The organism is Bradyrhizobium sp. HKCCYLR20261, from assembly GCF_051168435.1.
Taxonomy (GTDB): domain Bacteria; phylum Pseudomonadota; class Alphaproteobacteria; order Rhizobiales; family Xanthobacteraceae; genus Bradyrhizobium.
On the sequence record NZ_JBNPUZ010000004.1, the window covers coordinates 386,336 to 398,724 of the forward strand.

The 12,389-nt window shown below is 66.1% G+C and carries 12 protein-coding genes; 10 read left to right on the top strand and 2 right to left on the bottom strand.

The features are described 5' to 3' along the window. Nucleotides 1-104: 104 nt before the first annotated feature. The gene (locus tag ACQR1L_RS11860) at nucleotides 105-1,214 is read left to right on the top strand and encodes an HD-GYP domain-containing protein (protein WP_434858129.1); all 1,110 of its coding nucleotides are present in this window, start codon (nucleotides 105-107) and stop codon (nucleotides 1,212-1,214) included. Nucleotides 1,215-1,297: 83 nt separating this feature from the next. Then, the gene (locus ACQR1L_RS11865; RefSeq protein ID WP_434858130.1) at nucleotides 1,298-2,599 is read left to right on the top strand and encodes a cytochrome P450; all 1,302 of its coding nucleotides are present in this window, start codon (nucleotides 1,298-1,300) and stop codon (nucleotides 2,597-2,599) included. A gap of 27 nt (nucleotides 2,600-2,626) precedes the next feature. On the opposite strand, the gene ACQR1L_RS11870 is transcribed toward ACQR1L_RS11865, so the two are convergent. Further along, entirely contained in the window at nucleotides 2,627-4,201 is a 1,575-nt protein-coding gene (locus ACQR1L_RS11870; protein ID WP_434858131.1) for an AMP-binding protein, read from the bottom strand. Between the two features lie 154 nt (nucleotides 4,202-4,355). Between ACQR1L_RS11870 and ACQR1L_RS11875 the strand changes: the two genes are divergently transcribed. Both ACQR1L_RS11875 and ACQR1L_RS11880 read left to right on the top strand, forming a co-directional pair. Next, entirely contained in the window at nucleotides 4,356-5,180 is an 825-nt protein-coding gene (locus ACQR1L_RS11875; RefSeq protein WP_434858132.1) for an RnfABCDGE type electron transport complex subunit D, read from the top strand. Then, on the top strand, nucleotides 5,177-6,508 hold the full coding sequence (locus ACQR1L_RS11880; protein WP_434858133.1) for a DUF2330 domain-containing protein: 1,332 nt from the start codon (nucleotides 5,177-5,179) through the stop codon (nucleotides 6,506-6,508). Before ACQR1L_RS11875 ends, ACQR1L_RS11880 begins: the two co-directional genes overlap by 4 nt. A gap of 7 nt (nucleotides 6,509-6,515) precedes the next feature. On the opposite strand, the gene ACQR1L_RS11885 is transcribed toward ACQR1L_RS11880, so the two are convergent. After that, on the bottom strand, nucleotides 6,516-6,926 hold the full coding sequence (locus ACQR1L_RS11885) for a VOC family protein (RefSeq protein WP_434858134.1): 411 nt from the start codon (nucleotides 6,924-6,926) through the stop codon (nucleotides 6,516-6,518). Nucleotides 6,927-7,034: 108 nt separating this feature from the next. Here ACQR1L_RS11885 and ACQR1L_RS11890 point away from each other — a divergent pair, with 108 nt between their 5' ends. The 6 genes from ACQR1L_RS11890 (at nucleotide 7,035) to ACQR1L_RS11915 (ending at nucleotide 12,387) form a co-directional block, all read left to right on the top strand. Next, on the top strand, nucleotides 7,035-8,009 hold the full coding sequence (locus ACQR1L_RS11890) for a Bug family tripartite tricarboxylate transporter substrate binding protein (protein WP_434858135.1): 975 nt from the start codon (nucleotides 7,035-7,037) through the stop codon (nucleotides 8,007-8,009). Nucleotides 8,010-8,146: 137 nt separating this feature from the next. Then, nucleotides 8,147-8,446, top strand: coding sequence for a DUF3551 domain-containing protein (locus tag ACQR1L_RS11895; protein ID WP_434858136.1), 300 nt, complete (start codon nucleotides 8,147-8,149; stop codon nucleotides 8,444-8,446). Nucleotides 8,447-8,582: 136 nt separating this feature from the next. Continuing rightward, the gene (locus tag ACQR1L_RS11900; protein ID WP_434858137.1) at nucleotides 8,583-9,200 is read left to right on the top strand and encodes a hypothetical protein; all 618 of its coding nucleotides are present in this window, start codon (nucleotides 8,583-8,585) and stop codon (nucleotides 9,198-9,200) included. Beyond that, nucleotides 9,187-9,567 carry a winged helix-turn-helix domain-containing protein gene (locus ACQR1L_RS11905; protein ID WP_434858138.1) on the top strand — a complete coding sequence of 127 codons (381 nt, stop codon included), beginning with the start codon at nucleotides 9,187-9,189 and terminating at the stop codon, nucleotides 9,565-9,567. The genes ACQR1L_RS11900 and ACQR1L_RS11905 overlap by 14 nt, the downstream gene beginning before the upstream one ends. A gap of 36 nt (nucleotides 9,568-9,603) precedes the next feature. Beyond that, on the top strand, nucleotides 9,604-10,347 hold the full coding sequence (locus ACQR1L_RS11910) for a di-trans,poly-cis-decaprenylcistransferase (protein WP_434858139.1): 744 nt from the start codon (nucleotides 9,604-9,606) through the stop codon (nucleotides 10,345-10,347). A gap of 93 nt (nucleotides 10,348-10,440) precedes the next feature. Beyond that, entirely contained in the window at nucleotides 10,441-12,387 is a 1,947-nt protein-coding gene (locus ACQR1L_RS11915) for a tetratricopeptide repeat protein (protein ID WP_434858140.1), read from the top strand. The last annotated feature ends 2 nt before the right edge of the window (nucleotides 12,388-12,389 follow it).

A 12,389-nucleotide genomic window follows, 5' to 3' on the forward strand; every position in this document is an offset into this window, starting at 1 on the left:
CAACCCTTTGCTCACCCGAACGCAGACAGCTTGAGCGATCCGATTAAGCCGCGTCGAACCCGTATCCCGGTAACCTGCTTCGGCAGCAAACCGTAGGGGCACGTATGAGCGCGACAGCCAAGCAGACCGCGACCCAGACCGCGACCAGGCGCCATCTCCTGCTCGCGTCCGATCGCGGTGATCAGAGCAGCGAGCTCGCGCGCATCCTGCGCTCGGTCGGCGACGTCGACCTGATGCCGACCACCGAGATCCCGGAAAATCCAGGCAACCGCTTCTCGGGCGTCATCGTCGACATCAATCTGCGTTCGCCCGAAAGTGTGCAGCGTGTGCGCAAGAAGCTGTCGTCGCGGGCCTATAGCGAGGTCCCGCGGCTGTTCGTGCTGGCCGAGGCGCTGCACCACGCCACCATGCAGGCCTGGGCGCTCGGCGCCACCGACACCATCGCGCGCCCGTTCAGCCCCGCCGACGTGCTGCAGCGGGTCCGCTCGGCGCTGCCGGCGGATGACGGTTATGACGAGACCGATCGCGGCAAGCTGCTGAACCGCGGCGTCGAGGCGGCGCAGGCCGTGATGGCCAAGATCTTCGAAAAGCTGCCGGCCGGCGTGGCGCTGACCATGGCGGACATCGTCGCCGCCGAGAACAAGATCCTCAAGGCGATCAAGCATTCCTCGTTGCGCGAATGGATGACCGTGGTCGGCTGCCACCACAACGATACATATCGGCATTGCCTGTTCGTCACCGGCTTTGCCGTCGGCTTCTCGATCCATCTCGGGATGCGCGAGGACGACCAGCGCCGGCTGGTCCGGGCGGCGCTGCTGCACGACGTCGGCAAGGCCTTCATTCCGGTCGCCATCCTCGACAAGCAGGGCAAGCTCACGGCCGAGGAGATCGGCATCCTGCGCCAGCATCCGCGCCTGGGCTATGAGGCGCTGTGGCGCCAGGGCGGCTTTCCGTCGGAGATGCTGGACGTGATCCTGCATCACCATGAATTCCTGGACGGCTCCGGCTACCCCGATGCGCTGCATAACGAGCAGATCAGCGACATCGTGCGTCTCATCACCATCGTCGACATCTATGCCGCGCTGATCGAGAACCGGGCCTATCGGCCGGCCTTCACCCATGCGCGCGCATTCCAGATCATGGAGAACATGGGGCCCAAGCTCGATCAGCAATTGCTGCAGGCGTTCCGCCCCGTGGCCATGGGCGCGCACTGACCGGGTAGCCGCTGGACGCAAGTGTGCCGCAATCGCGGTCAACTAGTCTTCCCGCCAATCAATGAGATCGCGGGAGGACTGGCATGGGCGCAGCGGCACTGGCCGACGAGGTCATTCCCGACCACATCGCGGCGACCCTGGTCGACCCGGCCTGCTATGCCGACCACCGCATCCATGAGTCCTACCGCTGGCTGCGCGCCAACAACCCGCTCGGCCGCGCCGAGCTCGATGCGTTTGATCCGTTCTGGGTGGTGACCCGGCACGCCGACATCCTCGCCATCAGCCGCCAGAACGATCTGTTCCACAACGCCGACCGCGCCACCACCCTGACCAACAAGGGCGTGCTGGAGCGCGTGCACAAGATCACCGGCCAGCCCAATCTCGTTCGCTCGCTGGTGCAGATGGATGCGCCGGATCATCCGAAATATCGCGCATTGACGCAGGGCTGGTTCATGCCCGCCAACATTGCCAAATTCGAACCGCGGATTCGTGAGATCGCGCGCGCCACCGTCGGTCGCATGGCGGCCAGGGCCGCGGCCCATGGCGGCGTCTGCGATTTCGTCGCCGATGTCGCACTCGGCTATCCCCTGCATGTCATCATGGAGATCCTTGGCGTGCCGGAAGAGGACGAGCCGCGCATGCTCAAGCTGACACAGGAGCTGTTCGGTCCGCAGGACCCGGACACGGCGCGGGTGCGCGAGGCGCTCTCCGCCGAGGTGTTCGCCGCGATGCTGCAGGCGGTCGTGGCCGATTTCGCGGCCTATTTCGAGCGCATCACTGCGGATCGCCGTGCGCATCCGCGCGACGATCTCGCCACTGTCATCGCCAACGCCAGGATCAACGGCGAGGACATGCCGCTGCATGACCGCACCAGCTACTACATGATCGTCGCCACCGCGGGTCACGACACGACGTCGTCATCGACGGCCGGCGCGATCTGGGCGTTGGCGGACGACCCGGAGCAGTTCGCGCGCGTGAAGGCCGATCCTGCGCTGATCCCCGGTCTCGTCGACGAGGCGATCCGCTGGATGACGCCAGTCAAGCATTTCATGCGCAGCGCCACCGCCGACACCGAGCTCGGCGGCCGCAGGATCGCGAAGGGCGACTGGCTGATGCTGTGCTACGCCTCGGGCAACCGCGACGAGGCGGTGTTCGAGCGGCCCGACAGCTTCCGCTGCGATCGCAAGCCGAACCGGCATGTCGCGTTCGGATATGGCGCGCATCTCTGCCTCGGACAGCATCTCGCCAAGCTCGAGATGCGCATCCTGTTCGAGGAGCTGCTGCCGCGGCTGACGTCGCTGTCGCTCGCCGGACCGGTGAAGATGACGCAGGCGACCTTCGTGAACGGACCGAAGACGCTGCCGATCCGGGTCACGATGGACTGAGCCGCAGCGGCGGTCCGCGGCGCGGCCTCAATCGAGCAGCTTGCGCAGCTCGGCCTTGGCGACCTTCTCCAAGGTCGAGCGCGGCATCTCGTCGACCAGCCTGACTTCGCGCGGCACCTTGAAGTCCGCGAGGCCCGCGCGGCAGGCGGCGAGCACCCTGTCGGCCAGATCGTCGCGCCTGGCGCTGTCGTGCGGGATCACGAACGCGACCGGCACCTCGTCGAGCATCGGATGCTTCTTGGCGACCACCGCCGTCTCTCGCACGCCCGGCACGGTGACGATCACCTGCTCGATCTCGGACGCCGCGACGTTCTCGCCGCCGACCTTGAGCATGTCCTTGGTGCGGTCGCCGAACTTGATGAAGCCGTTCGGCAGCCGCGTGACCCGGTCGCCGGTCAGGAAGAAGCCCTCGGCATCATAGCTCGTGCGCGTCGCCTCCTCGTTGTAGAGATATTCTGCAAACAGCGACAGGCCGCGCACGCCCTTGATGGCGAGATTGCCGGTGCCGCCGACCTCGGTTGGCCGGCCGTCATCATCGGTGATGCGGATAGCGTATTCGGTCGCGGCGCGGCCGATCGACATCGGCGTGTTCGGCTGATCGATCTCGCCGATGATGCCGTGGGTGATGGTCTCGGTCATGCCCCACCAGCCGATGATCTTGATGCCGAACTTGGAGAAGATGGTCGGATCGGACACGGACGTGCCCCAGAGGCGGAACTTGTGATCCTTCGGCACCTCCTGGTCGAGCAGCGCCTTCAGGCAGAACGGAATGGTCGAGGTCCAGGTGCAGCCGTGCTGCATCGCCACCGGCCAGAACCGGCTGGCCGAGAAACGCGGCTGGATCACGCAGCTGGCGCCAACCCACAGCGTCGCCAGCATCGAATAGGCCAGGGCATTGGTGTGGAACAGCGGCAGATAGGTCTGGTGCACGTCGTTCTGATGCAGGTCCTCGTGCACGGCATTGACCTTGGCGCCCCAGAGCGCATTGGCGTGTGTCCACAGCACCGCCTTCGGCCGTGATGTCGTCCCCGACGTGTACTGCACGCTGCACGGTGCGAGAGGATCGACCGGCCGACGCGGCCGGTCGGCGCTGTCGGCGAACAGCGCTTCGAAGCGCTCGCCTCGCTCGACGGCCGGGGCGGTGGGCTGACCCGGATCATGCGAGATCACCGCCATCCAGCGGATGTCGGGGCAGTGTGCCGCGATCATCTCCCCATAAGCGGGCTGTGTGATCGCCGCCACCGCGCGGCAATGTCCGGCGAAGTAGTTCATTTCGGCCGCTGCCGAGCGGGTGTTGGTGGTGACCGCCAGCGCGCCGAGTTCGACGCAGGCAAACCAGGCAAGCATGGCCTCGATGCAATTGTCGAGATGGATCAGCACGGCCTCGCCGGGCCCGATGCCGCGCTTGACGAGCCCGGCGGCTAGCGCGCCGACGCGATCATGAAATTCGCCATAGGTCCATTTGCGCGCCGGGGCGTCGAAGGGCGCCCAGATCAGGAACGGATGATCGCGCCGGGTCTCGCTGCGCAGCCTCAACAGCCATGGCACGTCCATGCCGTCGAAGGGCGTCACGGTGCCGAGCGCAATCCTTGGTTCGTTCATCTTCGTTCCCATCGTCTCGTCGGCGGCCTGTCTGCTGCCGCTTCGTGCTTGTCCTGATCTTCTGCCACCTGCCGGCGGCGCAATCAAATCCGGATTGAACCCGCTATCCTTTCGAAGCGACCAATGGCGCGGCGAAACGCGCCCGGAGGTTTGCATGCTGGACCTGCCACGACCATGGCGGTTGCCCGACGCTCGCTATTTCCAGATCGCGGCATTGGCCACGCTGCTCGCGATCAATTTCGCGGTCATTGATTTCGGCGCCCGGCCCGCCGCGAGCGTGATCGCGGTCACGACCGCGCTGCTCACGCAGATCGTCTGCTGCCGCCTGTCCGGCACACCGCTCGATCTCCGATCGCCGTTGATCACGGGCCTGTCACTCAGCCTGCTGCTGCGCGCGGATGCGCTGTGGCTGCATGCGGCGGCAGCGTTGATCGCGATCGGTTCGAAATTCGTGCTGCGAATCGACGGCAAGCACGTGTTCAATCCCGCGGGCCTTGCCATCGTGGTGCTGCTGTTCACCACCAAGGGCGTGTGGATCTCGCCCGGTCAGTGGGGCACCGAGATCTGGTTCGCAAGCCTTGCCGGCTTCTTCGCGATCCTGGTGCTGAGCGCGTCCCGCCGGGCCGACATCGCCGTCTATTTCTTCGCCAGCCACGCCGCGCTGCTGCTGCTGCGCGCCGCCTGGCTCGGCGATCCCCTCGCGATCCCACTTCATCAGCTCCAGAGCGGCTCGCTGTTGATCTTCACCTTCTTCATGATCTCCGACCCGCGCACGACGCCGGATTCGCGCGCCGGCCGGCTGCTGTTCGCGCTGACCGTGGCGGTCGCGGCGCATTACCTCGCCTTCTTCTGGCAGATGCGGCCGGCGCTCTATGTCGCGCTGATCGCGCTGTCGCCGCTCACGCTGCTGCTCGACCGTCTCATCCCGGCTGCACGTTTTTCCTGGCGCTGTCCCGTTCCCCATGGAGTTTCGACATGACCCTGCGCTTTCGCAAACTCGTCCGAACCAGCGTGGCTGCGACCGCGATCCTGGCAAACGCGGCGATCGCGCCGGCCAACGCCTTCTGCGGCTTCTACGTCGCCCAGGCCGACGCCAAGCTGTTCAACCAGTCCTCGAAGGTCGTGCTGTCCCGCGACGGCGAGCAGACCGCGATCACCATGGCCAGTGACTTCGAGGGCGACGTGAAGGAGTTCGCCGTCGTCGTTCCCGTGCCGACCTTCATCGAGCGCAAGCAGATCGGCGTGGTCGAGCCGAAGACGATCGAGCATCTCGACAAATACACCGCGCCGCGGCTGGTGGAGTATCACGACGAAGATCCGTGTCGTCCGCGCATCGCGTTCTCCCGCAGCGGGATTCCGTATCCGGCGGCGGTCGGCGTGGTGCAGGAACGCGCTAGCCGCTCCTACGGCGTCACCATCGAAGCCAGCTACGATGTCGCCGAATATGACGTGCTGATCCTGTCGGCGCAGGAGAGCGACGGGCTGACGCGCTGGCTGACCGACAACCAGTATCGGATTCCGCAAGGCGCCGAGGCCGTGCTCGGCAGCTATATCAAGCAGGGCATGCGGTTCTTCGTCGCCAAGGTCAATGTCGATCGCATGAAGAACCTGGGTACCGGCAATCTGCGGCCACTGCAGGTGCGCTACCAGAGCCCCAAATTCATGGTGCCGCTGCGGCTCGGCACGGTGAACGCCAAGGGACCGCAGGACCTCATCATCTACGCGCTCACCAAGAACGGCCGCGTCGAGGCGGCGAACTACCGGACGGTGAAGATCCCGTCGGACATCGACGTCCCGCTGTATCTGAAGAACGAGTTCGGTCCGTTCTACAAGGCGCTGTTCGAGCGGGCTGTCGCGCGGGAAAACATGCAGGCGGTGTTCGTCGAATATGCCTGGGACATGGGTTGGTGCGATCCCTGCGCCGCCGATCCGATGAGCAACAAGGAGCTGGTCGAACTCGGCGCGCGCTGGATCGGCAGTGATGACGACGCGCCGTTCAGCGCTCGACGCAATGTCGCTCCCGGATCGAATGCTTATGTCACCCGGCTGCATGTCCGCTACGACGCGAAATCCTTCCCTGAGGACATCGTGTTCACGGAGACCAAGGACCGCAGCAACTTCCAGGGCCGCTATATCCAGCACCACCCCTGGCGTGGGGAGGCTACTTGCGCGGCGGCGAAAACATATAAAGAGGAACTTCCGGCGCGCTTCGCCAAGCAAGCGACAGATGTCGCGCAACTGACCGGCTGGTTGCAAAGCGACATCGTCGCCAAGATGGAGAAGAGCGGCGAGACGGCGATCAAGTAACCTCGTCTCAGTCCTGATATGACGAGATCTCGATGAGGTTGCCGTCGGGATCCCGGCAATACACCGAGCGCAGGGTGCCGCGGGCGCCCTGCTTGGCGACCGGCCCCTCTTCGATGGCGACGCCGAGCGCCTGCAGGTGCGCGACGACCTCGTCCGGCGTGCCGCCGGTCAGGAAGCACAGATCGTCGCTGCCGGCCATTACGTGATCGGCGGTGAACCAGTCGATCTTGTCCGCGTCCTTCGGTCGCACATTGATCTTCTGGTTCCCGAACTTCAGCGATGTGCGCCTCACCTTGCCCTGGCCGGGATCGAAGCTCTCGACCTTCATGCCAAGGACCGCCTGGTACCAGGCCGTCGTGCGGTCCACATCGGCGACATTGATCACGAGATGATCGAGTGCATCGACCTTGACCGGCATGAGACTTCTCCTGGCAGGACATCGACCTCGCCGACAACGCGGCGGTCTGTTACAATCTCGACTGGCGGCTCGTTAACCACCGCTCAATGATAATACCCGAGGAAACGCATGATTTCACGCCGTACCGCGCTAGGCCTGATCGCCTCCGCCGTCCCGTCCATCGCTGCCATTGGTAAGGCCTCCGCGGCCGACTATCCGGCCCGCCCAGTTCGCTTCGTGGTGGGATATCCGCCCGGCGGCGCCACCGACATCCTGGCCCGCTTGATCGGCCAGCGTCTGTCCGAGACGCTCGGTCAGCAGTTCATCGTCGAGAACAAGCCGGGCGCTGGCAACAATATCGGCACCGAGTCGGTGGTGAACGCGACGGCGGATGGATACACCCTGCTGCTGGTCAATCCGGCGAACTACATCAATGCGAGCCTCTATCCCAATCTGAAGTTCAACTTCGTGCGCGACATCGCTCCGGTGGCCTCGTTCAACCGCGTGCCGAACGTCATGACCGTGAACGGCGACATCAAGGCCAAGACCGTGGCCGAGTTCATCGCCTATCTGAAGGAAAATCCGGGCAAGGTGAACATGGCGTCCTCGGGCAACGGAACGTCGGTGCATCTGTCCGGCGAGATGTTCATGGCGATGACCGGCACCAAGATGCAGCATGTGCCCTATCGAGGCGCCGCGCCCGCGATCACCGACATGCTTGGCGGCCAGGTTCAGGTGATCTTCGACAATATGCCCTCGATCATTCAGCACATCCGCTCCGGCTCGCTGCGCGCGCTCGGCGTCACCACCCAGGAGCGCTCGCCGCAACTCCCCGACATCCAGGCGATCGCGGAGACCGTGCCAGGCTACGAGGCGAGCGCGCTGTTCGGCATGGGCGCACCGAAGAACACGCCGAAGGAGATCGTCGAGAAGCTCAACAAGCAGGTCAATGCGGTGCTCACGGAGCCGGACATCAAGAAGCGACTCGTCGATCTCGGTGGTGAGCCGCTGGTCCAATCGCCGGAGCAGTTCGGTGCGCAGGTCGCGGCCGAGACGGAGAAGTGGAAGAAGGTGGTCGATTTCGCCGGGTTGAAGCTGGATTGAGGCGGCGCGGCCGCGGGATCGGTGACGTGCCCCGCCTGCGACACGTCATCGCCTTGCTCGGTGATCCAATCCGCCAATCCGTCGTTTTTTAACCATGCCAGTGTGATGCAATCTTCGCGGCAGAAGAGGAACAGATCATGCGCAAGGTTATGATGATGGCGGCCGGCCTCGTCGGCGTTGCACTCGTCAGCGGCGGCGCGGCCACGCCAGCCGCGGCCGGGGGGATCGACTATCCCTGGTGCGTGCAGGGCAGGGGCGTGGGTTACCCCGGCGATTGCTCCTACCAGACCTTCGAGCAGTGCCGGGCCAGTGCATCCGGGCGCAACGCCGGTTGCGGCATCAATCCGCGCGTGGCGTTCGAGAGCGCGCATCGCGGCCCCTCGGTCTACGTGGATATGCCCCCGCCGCGTCGCGTCCACCGCTACTCCTACTATTGATCTCGGCCAGCGCGCCCTGATGAAGGCTCCGGCCCCGTTGTCGGGGCCACCGGCCGGTGCGGGCTTGCGTCAACTTTGCGATCGTGTATGCTTTGCATCGCAAAGTGAAGCGACCCTCCTGGGCTTCAGGTGAGACATGCGCGACCTCGACAAGGCGCTGGCGGACATCATCGCGATCCGCAGCCAGCTTGCGGCAGGCACGGCCTTTCGCGGCTATGGGCCGGCCACGATGGCCGTCACGTCGGCGGTTGCGCTCGTCACTGCGTCGCTGCAGCAGGTTTTCCTGCGCGATCCCACCGAGGATGCGCCGGCGTTCCTGCTCGGCTGGGCGGTGGCCGCGTTGGTGTCGCTGACGATGATCGGGATCGAGATGCGGGCGCGGTCGCGCCGGCATCACTCCGGCTTGGCGGACGCGATGATCCACCAGGCGGTCGAGCAGTTCCTGCCGGCCGGAATCGCGGGCGTGCTGCTCGCGGTTCTCATGTGGAAGTTCGCGCCGGAGGCGCTCTGGATGTTGCCGGGACTCTGGCAGATCCTGACCTCGCTCGGCGTGTTCGCGTCGGTTCGCTCGTTGCCGCGCACGGTCGCGCTGGCCGGTGCGTTCTATTTCCTGGCGGGGTTCGCGGTGCTGCTGGTGGGCAGCGCGAGCCATGCCTTGTCGCCCTGGACCATGGGCCTGCCGTTCGCGATCGGCCAGGCCCTGATGGCGGGCATTCTGCATTTTGCGACCGGAGAGTCCGATGTCGAAGACTGACGGCAGCGCGCCGTTCTCCTATGACGGCCTGGACCGCGTCATTCACGAGAAGGCCAGGCTTGGCCTGCTGACCTCGCTGATGGCGCATCCCAAGGGCCTTGCCTTTGCCGACCTCAAGCAACTGTGCGGATTGACCGACGGCAATCTGTCGCGTCACCTGCAGGTGCTCCAGGAGGCGGGCCTCGTGGAGGTCACCAAGGGATATGAGGGCAATCGCCCGCATACCTCCTGCCGGCTGACCAAGGCGGGGCGTCGCCGCTTTCTCGACTATCTCGCGGTGCTCGAGCGCCTCGTCCGCGATGCCGCGGCGGCTGCGGGCAGGGAGAATCCGCCCGCGACGGTCGGCCTCGTCACCGGTCGCGCCTGAACCTTCCATCGCATTTTTTTGACCTGGAGCTTTGCAATGCAAAGTAGTCTGCAACCGAAATCGCCTGCTGTGATGGATGGCCTGCACGTCGGCATCATCATGGATGGCAATGGCCGCTGGGCGACCCGCCAAGGCTTGTCGCGGCTGCGTGGCCATGAGGCGGGCGTCGAGGCGATCCGCCGCGTCGTCGAAGCCGCGCCGGATCAGGGCGTCGCGACGCTGACGCTCTATGCTTTTTCGAGCGACAATTGGCGCCGCCCACGCGCCGAGGTTTCCGCCTTGATGGCGCTGCTGCGGGTGTATCTCGCCAGCGAGGTCGAGGCGCTGGTGCGCAACGGCGTCCGCCTCACCGTCATCGGCCGCCGCGACCGTCTGCCGGGCGGCATCGCCGATGCGATCGGCCGGGCCGAAGCGGCCACCCGCAACGGCCGGACCCTGCATCTGCGCATCGCGGTCGACTATTCGGCGCGCGATGCGATCCTCCAGGCCGCGGCCAAGGCCGGTGCCGTCGATGGCCTGACGCGCGAGGCGTTCTCCGATCTCGTCACCGGCGAAGCCGGCTTGCGCGATGTCGACCTGATCATCCGCACCTCCGGCGAACAGCGCCTCTCGGACTTCCTGCTTTGGGAAGGCGCCTATGCCGAGCTGCACTTCACCGAGCGTATGTGGCCCGACTTCGATGCGGCGGATCTGGCGGCGGCGCTCGCCTCGTTCCGCGGCCGCGAGCGCCGCTTCGGCGGCCTGGATGCCGTCCCGCTTGCGCCGGTGCCGGTCTCCTGAGCGTCTATCCCGCGCGGGTTGGGGAGTTAGCACAATCTTTCCGCGCACCCGGGAATCATCTACCGCTCGACCGACGAGCGCAGAGATCCCGCGATGAAGCACAAGCCGCGCCGGCACTCCGGCAAATCCCCGGTCAAACCCGGATCGTCGGGGCTCGGGGGGACGCCCGAAGCGCTGTGCCAGGCAGCGCTGAGGCTGTTGCGCACGGGCCAGCTCAACGAGGCTGAGGATGCCTGTCGTCGCGCGCTGACGCTGGATGCAGCGTCGATCGACGCGCTGCGCGCGATGGGCCAGGTCTGCCTCGCGCTGAAGCGCGCCGATGATGCGATCGAGTGGTTCGCGCGCGCGATCCGCCAGGACATCTCCGCGCCGGAGTCCTTCATCGGCCTTGCACAGGCGCTGCGGCTGGCTGGTCGGCTCGACGAGGCGATCAAGGCCTATGATCGCGCGCTGCAACTGCAGCCGGAGGCCGTGGACAGCTGGGATGCGCTCGGTGAGCTGCTCCAGGCGAGGGAGCGGCATGCCGAGGCGGCGCTCGCCTGCGACCGCCTGCTGCAGCTCGCGCCCGATCGTATCGCGACCTGGCTTCGTCTCGGTGACGTGCTGGAGGCGCAAGGGCGGCGCGACGAGGCCGCGCTCGCCTTTGAACAGGCGCTGAAGCTGCAGCCTGATCATGTCGACGCCGCCAACCGGGCCGGCGCGATTCATTTCGACGCCGGTCGCTATCCCGAAGCGCTCGCGAATTTCGATCAGTCCTTGCAGCGCCAGCCCGACCAGGCCGGCGTGCTCTGCCTCAAAGGCATCTCGCTGCGGCGCCTCCGCCGCTACGAGGAGGCGCAGGTCTTTGGCCAGCGCGCGCAGGCGTTGTCGCCGCACGATCCCGATTTCGCCAACAGCTATGGCTGCATCCTGCAGAATCTCGGCCGCCACGACGAGGCGATCGCGATGTTCGACCGGGCGATCGCGATCCGGCCGCAGACCGCGGACTTCTACAATCATCGCGCGACGTCGCTGGCCGAGCTGCATCGCTTCGAGGAGGCGTTCGCGAGTTTCGATCGCGCCATCGCGCTGCGGCCCGACTTCGCCGACGCGCATTGGAATGCGGCGTTGTTCCGGCTGCTGACGGGCGACTTCGCCCGCGGCTGGGCCGGACGCGAATGGGGCCGCAAGTGCCGCGCCGTCGGCTTCGTCGAGCGCAATTTCGATGCGCCGATGTGGCTGGCTGATGCGCCGCTGGCCGGCAAGACGATCCTGCTGCACAGCGACGAGGGATTCGGCGACAGCATCCAGTTCGCCCGCTATGCCACGCTGGTCGCCGCCGAAGGTGCGCGCGTGGTCCTCGAGGTCGACGCCGCCCTGCAGCCTCTCCTCGCGGGACTGGAGGGCGTGGCGCAATGTCTCGCCCGCGGCAAGGACGCACCGCCCGCGGTCGACTATCACTGCCCGCTGTCGAGCCTGCCGCTGGCCTTCGCCACCCGCCTCGACACCATTCCGGCCATGCCGAGCTATCTGCCGCGACCGCCTGACGCGCGTCGCGCGACCTGGGAGCAGCGGCTCGGCCCGCGTGACCGCCTGCGCGTCGGTCTGGTGTGGTCGGGCAATCCCGCTCATCTCAACGATCACAACCGATCGCTGCCGCTGGCCATGCTCGCGCCGTTGCGCGAGACCGGGGCGCAATTCGTCAGCCTGCAGAAGGAGCCGCGGGCCGTCGACAAGATCGAGCTCGCCGCGCGCGACGACATCATCGATCTGACCTCCGACATCAGTGACTTCGTCGACACCGCGGCGCTGATCGATGCGCTGGATCTCGTCATCACCGTGGACACCAGCGTCGCACATCTGGCCGGCGCGATGGGCAAGCCGACCTGGATCATGCTGCCCTACACGCCGGATTATCGCTGGCTGCTCGATCGCGACGACAGTCCCTGGTATCCGTCCGTCCGGCTGTTCCGCCAGGATGCCAGACGCGACTACGTGGACGTCGTCACCCGCGTCCGCGACGCGCTCACCTGGCTCATGGCGGACGCCGCACGGCCGTAGGC